The sequence below is a fragment of the Vibrio fluminensis genome (genome assembly GCF_015278125.1).
GTDB classification, from domain to species: Bacteria; Pseudomonadota; Gammaproteobacteria; order Enterobacterales; family Vibrionaceae; genus Vibrio; species Vibrio fluminensis.
Genome location: NZ_JADILO010000028.1, coordinates 19330 through 33679 on the forward strand (window position 1 = coordinate 19330; position 14350 = coordinate 33679).

13 protein-coding genes are annotated in these 14350 nt (G+C 44.4%); 5 read left to right on the plus strand and 8 right to left on the minus strand.

What is annotated here, in order from left to right; genetic code table 11:
• Positions 1–31: 31 nt before the first annotated feature.
• From IRQ95_RS16570 to IRQ95_RS16585, 4 genes are all read left to right on the plus strand, one after another.
• Positions 32–2440, plus strand: a complete 2409-nt coding sequence (locus IRQ95_RS16570; protein ID WP_194437964.1) for a glycoside hydrolase family 94 protein — start codon at positions 32–34, stop codon at positions 2438–2440.
• 51 nt (positions 2441–2491) lie between these two features.
• The gene (locus IRQ95_RS16575; protein ID WP_194437965.1) at positions 2492–3904 is read left to right on the plus strand and encodes a phosphoglucomutase/phosphomannomutase family protein; all 1413 of its coding nucleotides are present in this window, start codon (positions 2492–2494) and stop codon (positions 3902–3904) included.
• A 146-nt stretch (positions 3905–4050) separates the two neighbouring features.
• The gene (locus tag IRQ95_RS16580; protein WP_194437966.1) at positions 4051–4614 is read left to right on the plus strand and encodes a DJ-1/PfpI family protein; all 564 of its coding nucleotides are present in this window, start codon (positions 4051–4053) and stop codon (positions 4612–4614) included.
• Positions 4615–4707: 93 nt separating this feature from the next.
• Positions 4708–5001: a ribbon-helix-helix domain-containing protein gene (locus IRQ95_RS16585; protein WP_194437967.1), complete on the plus strand. Its 294-nt coding sequence runs from the start codon at positions 4708–4710 to the stop codon at positions 4999–5001.
• Here the strand turns inward: IRQ95_RS16585 and IRQ95_RS16590 are convergent.
• The 8 genes from IRQ95_RS16590 to IRQ95_RS16625 all read right to left on the minus strand — a co-directional run bounded on the left by IRQ95_RS16590 (position 4998) and on the right by IRQ95_RS16625 (position 13011).
• On the minus strand, positions 4998–6029 hold the full coding sequence (locus IRQ95_RS16590; protein ID WP_194437968.1) for an ABC transporter ATP-binding protein: 1032 nt from the start codon (positions 6027–6029) through the stop codon (positions 4998–5000). The genes IRQ95_RS16585 and IRQ95_RS16590 overlap by 4 nt on opposite strands.
• Positions 6029–7654, minus strand: coding sequence for an ABC transporter permease (locus IRQ95_RS16595; RefSeq protein WP_194437969.1), 1626 nt, complete (start codon positions 7652–7654; stop codon positions 6029–6031). Before IRQ95_RS16595 ends, IRQ95_RS16590 begins: the two co-directional genes overlap by 1 nt.
• A 96-nt stretch (positions 7655–7750) precedes the next feature.
• On the minus strand, positions 7751–8764 hold the full coding sequence (locus IRQ95_RS16600) for a Fe(3+) ABC transporter substrate-binding protein (RefSeq protein WP_194437970.1): 1014 nt from the start codon (positions 8762–8764) through the stop codon (positions 7751–7753).
• 146 nt (positions 8765–8910) lie between these two features.
• Positions 8911–10140, minus strand: a complete 1230-nt coding sequence (locus IRQ95_RS16605) for an ammonium transporter (RefSeq protein ID WP_194437971.1) — start codon at positions 10138–10140, stop codon at positions 8911–8913.
• Positions 10141–10163: 23 nt separating this feature from the next.
• Positions 10164–10502, minus strand: coding sequence for a P-II family nitrogen regulator (locus tag IRQ95_RS16610; protein WP_070962313.1), 339 nt, complete (start codon positions 10500–10502; stop codon positions 10164–10166).
• 186 nt (positions 10503–10688) lie between these two features.
• Entirely contained in the window at positions 10689–11060 is a 372-nt protein-coding gene (locus tag IRQ95_RS16615; RefSeq protein ID WP_075649357.1) for a YacL family protein, read from the minus strand.
• 72 nt (positions 11061–11132) lie between these two features.
• Complete coding sequence (locus IRQ95_RS16620) at positions 11133–12371, minus strand: sensor histidine kinase (protein WP_194437972.1); 1239 nt, start codon at positions 12369–12371, stop codon at positions 11133–11135.
• Entirely contained in the window at positions 12343–13011 is a 669-nt protein-coding gene (locus IRQ95_RS16625; protein ID WP_194437973.1) for a response regulator transcription factor, read from the minus strand. Before IRQ95_RS16625 ends, IRQ95_RS16620 begins: the two co-directional genes overlap by 29 nt.
• An 88-nt stretch (positions 13012–13099) precedes the next feature.
• On the opposite strand from IRQ95_RS16625, the gene IRQ95_RS16630 reads away from it, so the two are divergent.
• The gene (locus tag IRQ95_RS16630; protein WP_194437974.1) at positions 13100–14278 is read left to right on the plus strand and encodes a DUF5666 domain-containing protein; all 1179 of its coding nucleotides are present in this window, start codon (positions 13100–13102) and stop codon (positions 14276–14278) included.
• The last annotated feature ends 72 nt before the right edge of the window (positions 14279–14350 follow it).

Sequence of the window (14350 nt, forward strand, 5' to 3'; positions counted from 1 at the left end):
CTTGAAGTGGCTTGGTAAAAAGGAAATTAAGATGAAATACGGCTATTTCGATAATGACAATCGTGAATATGTCATCACACGCCCAGATGTGCCTGCGCCATGGACCAACTACCTAGGCACTGAAAAATTCTGTACCGTTATTTCGCACAATGCTGGCGGCTACTCTTTCTATAACTCACCAGAGTACAACCGTGTGACGAAATTCCGTCCGAATGCGACATTCGACCGTCCGGGACACTATGTTTACCTGCGTGACGACGAGACTGGTGACTACTGGTCAATCTCATGGCAACCTGTAGCTAAGAGCCTAGATGAAGCGAGCTACGAGGTTCGTCATGGTTTGTCATACTCTAAGTTTAAGTGTGACTATAATGGCATTGAAGCAACCAAAACGTTATTTGTACCAAAAGGCGAAGATGCTGAAGTTTGGGATGTAGTGATCAAGAACACCTCAGACAAACCACGTACAATCAGCGCATTCTCATTTGTTGAATTCTCATTCAGCCATATTCAGTCAGACAACCAAAACCACCAGATGTCTCTCTACTCTGCGGGCACGTCTTACAATGACGGTGTGATTGAATACGATCTGTACTATAACACTAACGATTTCGAAGGTTTCTACTACCTAGCTTCAACGTTTGATCCAGATTCATACGACGGTCAACGTGACAGCTTCCTAGGTCTATACCGTGATGAAGCTAACCCATTAGCGGTAGAACAAGGTAAGTGTTTCAACACCGCGCAAACTTGTTACAACCACTGTGGCTCTCTACATAAACAATTCACGATTCAACCGGGTGAAGAGGTTCGCTTTGCTTACATCCTAGGTATTGGTAAAGGCAACGGTGAGCGTTTACGTGCTAAGTACCAAGATCTCGCTGAAGTCGACAACGCATTCGCGGGTATCAAAGCACACTGGGACGAGCGCTGTGGCAAGTTCCAAGTGAAATCACCAAACCAAGGTCTCGACACCATGATCAACGCTTGGACACTATACCAAGCAGAAACTTGTGTGGTGTGGTCTCGTTTTGCTTCATTTATCGAAGTGGGTGGTCGTACTGGTCTTGGTTACCGCGATACAGCGCAAGATGCTATTTCAGTCCCTCACGCTAACCCAGCAATGACGCGTAAACGTATCGTTGATCTACTGCGTGGCCAAGTGAAAGCAGGTTACGGTCTACACCTATTTGATCCAGATTGGTTCGATCCAGAAAAAGCAGACGTTAAGCCATCTAAATCTCCAACCGTTGTTCCAACGCCATCAGATGAAGACAAGATCCACGGCATTGAAGACACGTGTTCTGATGACCATCTATGGCTAGTCCCAACCATCTGCAAATACGTGATGGAAACGGGCGAGCACAGCTTCTTTGACGAAGTGATCCCTTACGCTGATGGCGGCGATGCGACAGTATATGACCACATGAAAGCAGCGCTCGATTTCTCGGCAGAGTACGTAGGTCAAACCGGTATTTGTAAAGGTCTGCGTGCAGACTGGAACGACTGTCTAAACCTAGGTGGTGGTGAATCATCAATGGTTTCGTTCCTACACTTCTGGGCACTGCAAGAATTCATCGATCTCGCAAAATACCTAGGTAAAGATGCAGACGTTGAAAAGTACACCATTATGGCAGCCAATGTTCGCGAAGCGTGTGAAACGCACCTTTGGGACGACGAAGGCGGTTGGTACATCCGTGGTCTAACCAAGAATGGCGACAAAATCGGTACAGCACAACAAGCAGAAGGCCGTGTACACCTAGAGTCAAACACGCTAGCGGTACTTTCTGGCGCGGTATCTCAAGAGCGCGGTGAAAAAGCGATGGACGCTGTCGACGAGAACCTATTCTCTGAATACGGCCTGCACCTAAACTCACCATCATTCGCAACACCAAACGATGACATCGGCTTTGTGACTCGCGTTTACCAAGGCGTAAAAGAGAACGGCGCAATCTTCTCGCATCCAAACCCATGGGCATGGGTAGCTGAAGCAAAACTTGGCCGTGGCGACCGTGCAATGAAGTTCTACGATGCACTAAACCCATACAACCAAAACGACATCATCGAAAAACGTATTGCAGAACCATACTCGTACGTGCAGTTCATCATGGGTCGCGATCACCAAGATCACGGTCGTGCGAACCACCCTTGGCTAACGGGTACATCTGGCTGGGCTTACTTCGCAGTCACCAACTTTATTCTTGGGGTGCGCACAGGCTTTGATGGTCTAACTATCGATCCATGTATCCCAACTAACTGGCCAGGTTTCGAAGTCACTCGCCAATGGCTGGGTGCAACTTACAACATCAAAGTAGTAAACCCTGAATCAGTAAGTAAAGGCGTTAAGTCAATTACAGTGAACGGTGAAGCGGTAAATGGTGCATCTGTACCAGTTCAAGCGGAAGGTTCTGTAAACGAAGTTATCGTAACTCTAGGTTAAACCCTGTGGGCAGCCCACTCGCGGCTGCCCTCTTTTTCTAAGGAAGATCCCATGATCCAATTTGGTACAGGTGGCTGGCGCGCCTTTATTGGTGAAGAGTTTACCAAGGATAATGTTCGCCTCGTCGCTCAAGCTATCGCCAATATCATTAATGATGAGCAAGTGGCCGATCGTGGCTTTGTGATTGGTTATGACCGCCGTTTTCTTTCCGATAAAGCGGGATGCTGGTTCGCAGAAGTGTTAGCCGCAAACAACATTAAAGTGAGCTTTATCGACAAGTTCGTTCCTACGCCAATCGTGATGTTTAAAGCAAAGGAAATGAACTGTGCCTATTCGGCGTGCATCACTGCTTCGCATAACCCTGCCGATTACAACGGTATCAAAGTGTTTATCGAAGGTGGCCGAGATGCTGATGAAATCATCACGCAGAAGATCGAGCAACAAGTTTCGGTATTAACTTCAAAGCAAGTAAAGAGCGTTGAGTTTGAGCAAGCTGTTGATGACAAGCTAATTGAAATCATCAACCCGATGAACGAATTCGTTGATTCAATCATTAACTTCATCGACATCGAAGCGATCAAGAAATCTAACTTACGCGTGTTGATCGATCCTATGTTTGGTGTGGCAAAAAACGCCTTACAAACCGTTCTAATCAATGGTCGCTGTGAAGTTGATGTGATTCACGATGGAAAAAACCCTGACTTCGGCGGTTTGATGCCATCACCAAGCGCAGCTACCTTGTATCGTTTGATGCATTTAGTTGCGCACGAAGGTTACGATATTGGCATCGGTACCGATGGCGATGCAGACCGTCTTGGCATCATCGACGAAAAAGGCAACTTCATCCATCCGAACGAAGTATTAATCTTACTCTACTACTACTTGCTTGAGTATAAAGGCTGGAAAGGCTCTGTGGTACGTAACATTGCCACCACCCACCTACTCGACAAAATCGCAGCAGATCACGGCGAAAAGAGCTTTGAGGTTCCAGTAGGCTTTAAGCATATTAGCTCGCAAATGGAAGCTGACGATTCACTGATCGGTGGCGAAAGTTCGGGTGGTTTAACCATTCGTGGTCACATCAAAGGTAAGGATGGCGTATTCGCTTCAAGCCTGTTGGTTGAAATGATCTCAGTGACCGGTAAAAAGCTATCTGAATTGCTCGATGAAATCTACGCTAAGTATGGTTATGCCTACACAGCGGAAGGTGATTGCAAGTTCAAAGCAGCCGCTAAACAGTCTCTATACGACAAGGTTTATGTTGATAAACAATTGCCTGAATTCGAGTTTGAAATTGAAAAAGTTAGCTATGAAGATGGCGCTAAAGTCTACTTCAAAAATGGCGGCTGGGTGATAGCACGTTTCTCAGGAACAGAACCACTACTGCGTATTTTTGCCGAAATGGCAGATAAGCCAACAGCAGAGAGAGTCGTTCAACAAATGAAAGACTTCCTTCAGCTTTAACGTCATCAAACGTTTAAAACCGCGAGATGGTACTAATATATGCCCGGCACTTTAGCTGGGCATTTTGTTTTGTAGTAATCGGTTATTACCATTACATGTAAAATAATTGTTAATTTACTTTCTCCAATGAAGAGAGGAGATAAACAATGGCTAAAGTACTGATCATCGCAGGCGATTTTGTTGAAGACTACGAGTTAATGGTGCCGTTTCAAGCATTAACGATGCTAGGCCATAAGGTTAGTGTGGTCTGCCCTGACAAGCAAAAGGGTGAACAAATTAAAACCGCTATTCATGACTTTGAAGGTGACCAAACTTATACCGAGAAAGTCGGTCATAACTTTACCCTTAATGAAAATTTTGATTCTATTCATTCTACCCAATTCGATGCTTTACTTATCCCTGGTGGGCGTGCACCTGAATATCTCAGACTTAACGATCAAGTGATTGGTCTAGTACAAGCTTTCTATCATGATGCTAAACCTATCGCAGCCATTTGTCATGGTGCCCAACTATTAACCGCAGCCAAGATCATCGAAGGTGAAAACATTTCGGCTTACCCAGCATGTGCGCCAGAAGTCACGCTCGCTGGTGCTCACTATGTCGATCTCGATATGGATCAAGCGCTCACCTCTGGACAGTTTGTTACAGCCCCAGCTTGGCCTGCTCATCCTGCTTGGTTGGCTCAGTTCAATCAAAAACTTACAAAATAACACTCAATGTCCAAGCTAGACTAAAGGCGTAATGCGTTTTCTATATAAACCAGTATTCTGAATAGAGAGTGTTAAACGGTATGGAAAAGCAAGATGTGTGAAATCTATTCTGGAGCCGAAGTAGAACTATTCGAGCTCAAATCGAAGTCTGTTCGTATTGATGGTGTTGTCACCAGCGTACGGTTGGAAGCGGTATTTTGGAAAGTGATTGAAGACATTGCGTCGGAAGCAGAAATCAGCGTAGCGGAATTTCTTACCCGCATTTACCGAGAAGTGATCGAAAAACGAGGTGAAGTGGGTAACTTCACCTCGTTATTACGCGTAGCCTGCACAACTTATCTCAATGGCGGGCAGCGAATTTCGCTTAGCAATCTGGGGGCTACTTAAAAAGCTAGCACGCCTTGTGTTTCCACTTTTACTGAAACCATTTGATCGATGTCCAGCGCCTCAGCAGAGCTAGCAAACAATTTATGGCCATTGGCATTAATCACGTATCGACAGTGATCACCCATAAACTGCTGTTCTGTCACTTTCACGCCACTCTCCTCAGAAGCACTAATTTGTACATGCTGAGGTCTTAGCAGCAACTCACATTCGGCATCTAACTCAATTGGCTGCTGCGCAGTCGCTTCAATAATCCCTAGTTCAGTATCAAACTCTGTTTCTGAAAGACGCTTGGCACTCAAGTAGCTGCCACCACCTAAGAAATCAGCAACGAACTTACTTGATGGTTGGTAATAGAGCTCACTGGCAGTGCCATATTGCTCAATTACACCGTGATTCATTACTGCCATCTTGTCAGCAAACGCAAAAGCCTCTTCTCGACTGTGCGTTACGAAAATTGCGGTCACGCCTTGTTGTTTGAAAATCTTACGAATTTCACCAATAAGCTCATGACGAACCTGAGTATCGATATTAGAGAAAGGCTCGTCCAAAAGGAGCAAATCTGGCTTATAAGCCAGCGAGCGAGCAATCGCAACACGCTGCTGCTGACCACCCGACAGCTGATGAGGATAACGCTCACCATACTGCTCTAAATGCACCAACTCCAGCATCTCTTTTACTTTCGCTTTCTGCTCCGTAGCACTCAACTCTCGCAAGCCAAAAGCCACGTTTTGCTCGACGGTCAAATGAGGAAATAGCGCATAATCTTGAAAGATCATGCCGATATTGCGCTGCTCTGGCGGCATCCAGTGCTCACCATCATCAATGGTCATACAATTGAGCGTCATGGAGCCTGAGCTTAGCGGCAATAAGCCCGCGATCGCTTTAAGTAATGTTGTTTTACCACAACCACTCGCCCCCAACAGACAAATGATCTCACCTTGCTCTACTTGCAAGGAAAGCTCTTTTAAAATGGTCGTCTGATCATCATATTTGCAGGTCAGATTTTTTATAGAAAGTGCACAGCTCATCAATGTACCTGCTCTAAAGAACGGTTGACCAACACCAATGGAACTAGGCCGACTAGGACTAGTAACACTGCGGGCATTGCCGCAAGTTCAAGGTGCTCATCAGAAGCAAAATTGTAAACGTAGGTCGCCAGTGTCTCAAAGTTGAATGGACGCAGCAATAAAGAAGCATTGAGCTCCTTCATAGACTCAATAAATACCAACAATCCAGCAATCAATGCCCCACGACGGATCAAAGGTAAATGAACGCGACGTAGCATTTGATTGGCATTGCATCCCATAGTACGAGAAGCCATATCCAATGAAGGTGAAACTTTGCTCAGACTACTTTCGATACTGCCAATCGCCACCGCAGAAAAACGCACTACGAGAGCAAAAATAATCGCGAACATGGAGCCTGAGAAAATCAATCCCGGCCGTCCCCATTCCATCGCTTTAGCAATATCATTGACCAAATGATCCATAAACAGCACAGGCACCATCACGCCGATTGCCAAAACAGTGCCCGGAACAGCATAACCCAGCGATGAAAAACGCATAAATGCAACCGCAGTACGTTTAGCAGAAAGGCGTTGATAGAAGTTCACCACCAAAGCAATCAATACCGCAATCACGGCGGCGCTTAATGACACATACAAGCTATTAATGGCATATTGCTGGAACTCAGTAGTCCAACTTTGGGCGAAATACTTATAGGCATAGATAAGCAGTTGTCCCAGCGGGAAGATAAAGGCCACCGAGACCAAGCCCCAACACCATACTAATGCGAGCCATTTTTTCCATCCCGTTAACTCATAACGAAAATCTTCACGGCTACTAAACTGGTTTTGAAATAGTTTCTGTTTACGGCGGCTATAGCGTTCGGTTGAGAGCAACAAGATAACAAAAACTAACATAATTGCAGAGATCTTAGCGGCTGCTGTCAAACTCGAATAGCCAAGCCAAGTATCATAAACCGCGGTAGTTAATGTATTGACGGCAAAGTAGCTCACTGTACCAAAGTCACCGATGGTTTCCATTGCTACCAAAGACAGTCCAACAGCAATGGCAGGACGCACTAATGGTAGAGAAATACGATAAAAACTTTCCCAAGGGGAACACTTCAACAGGCGCGCCGATTGTAGCAAAGAGACGTTTTGCTCCATAAATGCAGCGCGGCATAAAAGATACACGTAAGGGTACAGTACCAACGCCAAGACAACGATCGCGCCGCCTAACGTTCGAATATCAGGGAACCAATAGTCGCCCGCTTGCCACCCCATTAAATCACGTAAAGCAATCTGTATTGGACCGGCGAAGTCAAACCAATCTGTGAAGATATAACCGACAATATAGGCAGGCATAGCTAGCGGCAGCACTAGCGCCCATTGCAAAATGCGCTCACTCGGTAAACGGCACATTGCCATCAACCAAGCAGAAGGAATACCGAACACCAGTGACAACAACATCACCCCAACCGCTAACGCTATGGTATTAAACGTGTAAGTCGGAAGTACTGTCGACATTAAATGAGAAAACAGCTGATCGGTTTCACCGATAGCTGTAAAAAATATCGCAAAAATAGGCAAAACCAGTAGCAGGGCTAATGTCCCACTACTGGCTTTCCAAATAGAGTTTTTTTCTTTCATCGCCTAATCGTTTCAGGCGGAAAGAGATGTAAAGGTTTCCTTTTACATCTCATATTCCATTTTCAATTATTGAGTATTTTATACCCTTAACGATGATTAAAGGTCAAACTTCACTTCATCTAGTAGCTTGATTGCTGCTTCGTGTTGGTCTGCAATCTTATCTAGAGAAATCTTGTCTGCCTTGAATTCACCCCATGAAGCTACTAGCTCAGATGGTTTTACGTCTGCTTTTACTGGGTACTCGTAGTTCACTTCAGCGTACATGCTTTGCGCTGTATCGCCTGCTAGGAACTCCATCAGTTTCACTGCGTTTTCTTTGTTTGGCGAGTACTTGGCCAGAGCCATACCAGAGATATTTACGTGTGTACCTGTGGTGTTCTGGTTAGGGAAGTTGATGTAAACCGCATCAGCCCAAGCTTTTTGCTCTTTGTCGTTTACCATCTTACCTAAGTAGTAACTGTTACCTAGAGAAACGTCACAAAGACCTTCTTTAATCGCTTTAACTTGCGCGCGATCGTTACCTTGAGGCTTACGAGCTAGGTTCGCTTTTACGCCTTCTAGCCACTCTTTAGTCGCCGCTTCACCATTTTCTGCAATCATCGCTGATACAAGAGAAACGTTGTAAGGGTGCTTACCGCTACGAGTACAGATTTTGCCTTTGAATTCAGGCTTAGCTAGGTCAGCGTAAGTGAAATCATCACCTAATTTGCCGACACGGTCGCGTGATGAATAAACACTACGAGTACGAGTTGTTAGTGCAAACCACTCGTTATCAGTATCTTGGTATTGTGCTGGGATATTCTTTTCTAGAATGTCGCTGTTAACTGGTTGAACCAAACCTTTCTCTGTTAGGTCAGAAAGACGGCTGATGTCTACAGTCAGAATCACGTCTGCTGGGCTGTATTCACCTTCTTGTTGCAGTTTTTCTGCTAAGCCTTTTTTGGCAAACTTTACGTTTACTTTAATACCAGTTTCTTTAGTGAACTCGTTGAACATAGGCTCAACTAGGAAAGGTTGACGGTAAGAGTATACGTTCACTTCTTCAGCAGCCATTGCTGTTGGGGCTAGAGTTGCACAAGCTAGTGCAGAAAGAGTTAACAGCTTTTTCATTATCGAAATCCTTTGCTTATAGTAATGATAATGTTTATCAGTTGCGTTATTATATTCATGTCTGTTTGGATTTCAATCACTAAAAACAAAAAACCCACTAAGGCATTAACCAAAGCGGGCTTTTTTAGTAATCTATTTGTAACGTTTTATTTCACCGAGACAAATTCTGGGTAGGCACCTACGCCGCAATCATGCATGTCCATGCCCTCTAGCTCTTCATCCTCAGAAACTCGGATACCGATCGTCGCTTTGAGTACGCCCCACACCACTAGGCTTGCGCCAAATACCCAAGCAAAGATAACTGCAGCACCAAGAAGCTGAGCGCCAAATGTTGCATCACCATTACTGAGTGGCACTACCATTAGACCAAAGAAACCACACACACCGTGAACCGAGATAGCACCAACTGGGTCATCGATTTTCAGCTTATCTAGCGCAACGATACTAAACACCACTAGCGCACCAGACACCGCACCAATAGACAATGCATACACAGGCGAAGGAGACAGAGGGTCAGCGGTAATCGCAACCAAACCTGCCAATGCACCGTTTAGGATCATAGTAAGGTCTGCCTTACCCCAAGTCGTTTTACACACCAACAGTGCAGCAATGGCACCAGCCGCTGCGGCTGCATTCGTGTTCAAGAAAATCTGACCGACTGCAGTCGCGTTCTCAAAATCTGAAACCATTAGCTGCGAACCACCGTTGAAGCCGAACCAACCGAACCACAGAATAAAAGTACCCAGTGTTGCCAGCGGCATGTTTGAACCTGGGATTGGGTAGATTTCACCGTTTTTACCGTACTTACCTTTACGAGCACCCAATAGCAATACGCCTGCTAGTGCAGCTGATGCCCCCGCCATGTGTACAATGCCTGAACCGGCAAAGTCACTAAAGCCTGCTTCTGATAAGAAACCTCCACCCCATGTCCAGTAGCCTTCCATCGGGTAGATAAATGCGGTTAGTACTGCTGAGAAGATAAGGAATGACCAAAGCTTCATGCGCTCAGCTACGGCTCCTGAGACCACAGACATCGCCGTTGCGACAAACACTACTTGGAAGAAAAAATCAGATTCCAGCGAATGATCAGCCCCCTCTCCTTGCGTGCCAATCAGTGCACCAAATGAAGGTAACCAACCGCCTTCGCCATTATCGACATACATAATGTTGTAGCCGACGATTAGGTACATGGTACAAGCAATCGCATACAAACAGACGTTCTTAGTCAGGATTTCAGTGGTATTCTTAGATCGAACTAATCCAGCCTCTAGCATGGCAAAGCCTGCTGCCATCCACATCACAAGCGCGCCAGAAATGAGAAAGAAAAAGGTGTCGAGGGCGTAACGTAGTTCGCTTACAGTTAATGATAATTCCATGAGTATTCTCCAATCCTTGAGTCTTACAGAGCTTCTGCGTCCATTTCACCAGTACGAATTCGAACCGCCTGACTGAGGTCGTAAACAAAAATTTTACCGTCGCCGATTTTGCCGGTATGTGCCGCTTTGGTGACCGCTTCAATCACACGATCGACGTTCTCTGCTTGGGTGGCGATCTCTAGCTTTACTTTCGGTAGAAAATCCACTTGATACTCTGCACCACGGTATAATTCGGTATGACCTTTTTGGCGACCAAATCCTTTTACTTCTGATACCGTCATACCTTCGATGCCCACATCGGCTAGCGCTTCACGCACATCGTCCAATTTGAACGGTTTGATTATCGCGTTGATTAATTTCATTGCATCCTCTCTCAGATCGGTTGTCCTTTTCCAATAACAATCCAAGTGGCGTGCCAACTAATTAAGCTATTGATTAAAAAGTATTTATCGATTTATATTTATTTCACGCACAAAAAAGGCGCACCATCCTGGTGCGCCTTTTCACAAATATAAAGCATTCTCTGAGTATTTTATCAAAGCAAAGTGCTAACGCGTGGTGAGGAAGCTTTTCCAACGCTCAATCATGATTGAAAAATCCTCAATGCCACAACTGGCAGTGCTTTCACAATCATAAAAATCAAACTCGCTATCTGCATCCATCTCTTCACCATGTGCCAATACATTTTCTTGCACTAACACTTCATCGTCCTGAATAGAAACACTGATTTCAGTACCTTCAAAGAAGTGTTCTGTTTGAGGATTAGTCAAAGCTTGCTCGATAAGTTGCTCAACGCGTTCGATTTTCTGCCAATCTTTACCGATTTCGTCTTGTAGCCAACGACCTACGATTTCATGCCCCATACTGCACTTAACGTAGTATTCGCCCATTAGCGTATTGCGAATAAATTCAAATTCCATCGTCATAGTCCAGTAAATTGAAAACGCGAGAGTATAGCCACAAGCTAACAACAGAGCAAAGCGCTATCGCAATTATGTAAAATAGACCTGAGCGGTAAACTGCTTACCATCATCTTGGGTAGTAAACACCCAGTTCATACGTTCACAAATTCGCTCAACAATCACCAATCCACAGCCATAACCTGCATTATATGTTTCATTCCCTTCATGACGATTGGCTATCATCAAACACCCATCGATTAACGTAATTTCAATCTCACCCAAGCTATAGCTAAAAGCATTTTTAACGAGATTGTCGATCACTATAGTCACAAAGCTTGCAGGCGCATGTATGACTTGCTCGCCTTCGATATTCAGGGAGAATGTGGCATCTTGCTTGGCAAAAAGGGGCGACATCTCTTCTAAACGTTTTGTTAATTCTTGGTTTAAATCGCACTCACCAAAATGGTAATCATCAATAGTCTCTTTACCTAGCAGCAAAAATGTTTCGGTTAAGATCCGCATCTGTTCTGCGGCATGATCAAGACGAGCAATCGCTTTTTTAGCAACCGGAGGCGTATCAGGCACTTTGCCAAGTAAATCCGTTGAACCTCGTATTACCATGATTGGTGTGCGTAACTCATGAGAGGCAAAACGGCTAAACTCTTTTTCACGCTGAAAAAATCCAACAATATCCAGTTTGCTATCCAGCAAAGCTTGCTCAATTCGGCGAGTTTCTGCGTATTTCGTATCCACATCAAAAACGGGCTCGGAAGGCGGCATCTGACGAATCTTCTCTTCTAATCTGCTTAATGGCTTCGACAGAGAGCGCACCACACTAAAACCATAGAGAACAACCAATAAAGAGACAAAACCACCTAACAAAAAAGTGTAGTTATGTAGGCTTAATTCATAATCATCGAGATAATCATCAGCATCGTCTTGAAAGACGACATACATTAACCCTTTACCTGAAGGATGCGGAGTCACAAGAAAGTGCTTATCTTCTTTACCAAGTAAGTGTTCATAAAACCCCGGAGTATCATAGATTTTCAACCAAACAGGCAGCTCTTGCTCACTCCAATAAGTTGAGAACTCCGCTTCTTGCGGCAGGCGAGCTAACTCCCCTTCAATTTCGTAGTCTGCTTTATAACGTTCTGCTTCAGTGTCTAACCAATGGTGTAGACTTAACACCTCAATCTGGTTTTCAGCAAAATAGATCACGCCCCAGAAGATACTGAACATCAGTAAGGTCATTAAGCCAAAACTGCGGCGTATTTTGCGATAGATACTAGGGTGATGTTTATGCTTTAAGTCGGTAACCTTGGCCATGAATTGTCTCTAATCTTGATTGCTCAAACCCTTTATCTAAAGCGGTACGTAAACCATATATGTGACTGCGCAACGCATCGCTGCTTGGTTCATCGTCTCCCCAAACCGACTCAACTAATTCTTGTCGTGAAACAATCGCCGGTGCATGACGCACAAGCTCTTTAAGAATTCGTTTTTGAATTCTGCTCAATTTTATCGCTTTACCTGCTCGTTGTACTTCGCCAGTTTGACTATCAATTTCAATATCAGCGAAATGCAATGACCCGATGTCCTGTCTCGGTCCTCGACTGGCTAAAGCCCGCAAGCGCAAACTCAATTCCTGCATGGCAAATGGCTTAAGCAGATAGTCGTCTCCACCCGCTTCAAATGCTGCCACTTTGTCTTCTAAACTATCTTTGGCGGTTAAAAATAGGATTGGCGTGTTACAAAATAGCTCTTTGCGTAACCGTTTAACGGCGGAAACACCGTCAATTTTGGGCATCATAATGTCCATAATGATCACATCATAATGGTTCTGTGCCACTAAGTTTAAGGCAGCCTCTCCATGGTAGGCACAATCGATGGTCATGCCTTCCAATTCCAAATAATCAGCGATTGTCTCGGCCACATTGTGGCTGTCATCAACAATTAATATTTTCATTCTTTTCTCACGTTTCTTCACGAGTGCTTCACGTTTCACCGATTAGGATACACCCGTTTTCAGCATTCTAGTCAGGAAAAGTCGATAAATGAAAAAGTTAGTTCTTGTTAGTGTATTAGGCGCTCTACTTACAGGTTGTGGCGGCGGTGGCGGTGGCAGTGACAAAGACTCAAGTCACAGTGAACATCGTCCAAGTGCAGCGCAAGGCACCATCGAACGTGTGTCGGGTAATACAGTAACGGTTAATGGCCATCAGTATGATGTTGCTAGCGTGAGCTATTCCACTGTTGAACTTTCTCCTAAAGATTTAGAACCTGGAATGATTGTTTCTCTTTCTGCAAATAAAACACGTAGTTCTGGTAGTCGTTTGCAACTTGAACCAACAATGGCCGGCTTTATCACTATCACTGATGAGTCTCTAGGTAAGTTCACCGTAAATGGTGTTCCATTAGTATTTGAACAACTATCTACAATTATTGATCGAGAATTGATCATAGACGGTAATTGGGTAATGGTCTCTGCGCTACCAGCACCAAATTTAGATACTGGCTACAAAGTACTGTCTATAGTTAAATTTGATGATGCAGATCTATTGAACATGTTTGAAGTAGAGGGTATTGCCTCAAGCATCACTAACAGTACATTTAAGCTAGGTGCAGCACTTACGGTTGATTACACCAACTCTGTGGTCGAAGATGGGCCTCTTGAAGAGGGTGTATGGGTAGAGGTTGAAGGCAACTTCGATTCATTATCGAATTCAACAGTTATAGCTAATAAAGTAGAAGTTGAAAGCTATGACGAAGTTGAAAATGATACGGAAATTGAAGGTGTCATCACTCAAGTAGCACAAGATAAAAGCTCTTTCGTCCTAAATAGTCGAGGGCGTTTTCAAGTAACATCACAAACTCGCTTTGACGATGGTGACAAACGCAACTTAATTGAAGGAGCGATGGTTGAAGTGACAATCGGCCGTAATAATGTTGCTTTAGAAATCGAGTTTGAAGATAACGATAACGACTTAGGTGATTGGGACGACAATGAAATTGAATTCAAAGGCACTGTCACGCAAACCTCTGATGACGACACGCATTTTACGCTTAGCTTAGAAAGTACTGGGCAAAAACACACCGTTTACGTCAATAAGTTTACCGAGTATGACGATGGCTTAACATTTGATACGTTAACTAATGAAGAAATCGAAGTTGAAGCCTATCTGCTTGACGGTAAATACATCGCAAATGAGATTGAACAACGAGATTACGACTAACTTACCTCCTGCCTAGAATCTTTTAAGTACCTACTTTGCTAGGTGCTTTTTTATTTCAGATATTCCTCTAAA

Excerpts from the sequence above, each read along its gene's own strand:
- IRQ95_RS16580 (WP_194437966.1), top strand. The coding sequence starts at position 4,051 with ATGGCTAAAGTACTGATCATCGCAGGCGATTTTGTTGAAGACTACGAG.
- IRQ95_RS16595 (WP_194437969.1), bottom strand. The coding sequence starts at position 7,654 with ATGAAAGAAAAAAACTCTATTTGGAAAGCCAGTAGTGGGACATTAGCC.
- IRQ95_RS16630 (WP_194437974.1), top strand. The coding sequence starts at position 13,100 with ATGAAAAAGTTAGTTCTTGTTAGTGTATTAGGCGCTCTACTTACAGGT.
- IRQ95_RS16585 (WP_194437967.1), top strand. The coding sequence starts at position 4,708 with ATGTGTGAAATCTATTCTGGAGCCGAAGTAGAACTATTCGAGCTCAAA.
- IRQ95_RS16575 (WP_194437965.1), top strand. The coding sequence starts at position 2,492 with ATGATCCAATTTGGTACAGGTGGCTGGCGCGCCTTTATTGGTGAAGAG.
- IRQ95_RS16625 (WP_194437973.1), bottom strand. The coding sequence starts at position 13,011 with ATGAAAATATTAATTGTTGATGACAGCCACAATGTGGCCGAGACAATC.
- IRQ95_RS16590 (WP_194437968.1), bottom strand. The coding sequence starts at position 6,029 with ATGAGCTGTGCACTTTCTATAAAAAATCTGACCTGCAAATATGATGAT.
- IRQ95_RS16570 (WP_194437964.1), top strand. The coding sequence starts at position 32 with ATGAAATACGGCTATTTCGATAATGACAATCGTGAATATGTCATCACA.
- IRQ95_RS16600 (WP_194437970.1), bottom strand. The coding sequence starts at position 8,764 with ATGAAAAAGCTGTTAACTCTTTCTGCACTAGCTTGTGCAACTCTAGCC.
- IRQ95_RS16610 (WP_070962313.1), bottom strand. The coding sequence starts at position 10,502 with ATGAAATTAATCAACGCGATAATCAAACCGTTCAAATTGGACGATGTG.
- IRQ95_RS16620 (WP_194437972.1), bottom strand. The coding sequence starts at position 12,371 with ATGGCCAAGGTTACCGACTTAAAGCATAAACATCACCCTAGTATCTAT.
- IRQ95_RS16605 (WP_194437971.1), bottom strand. The coding sequence starts at position 10,140 with ATGGAATTATCATTAACTGTAAGCGAACTACGTTACGCCCTCGACACC.
- IRQ95_RS16615 (WP_075649357.1), bottom strand. The coding sequence starts at position 11,060 with ATGGAATTTGAATTTATTCGCAATACGCTAATGGGCGAATACTACGTT.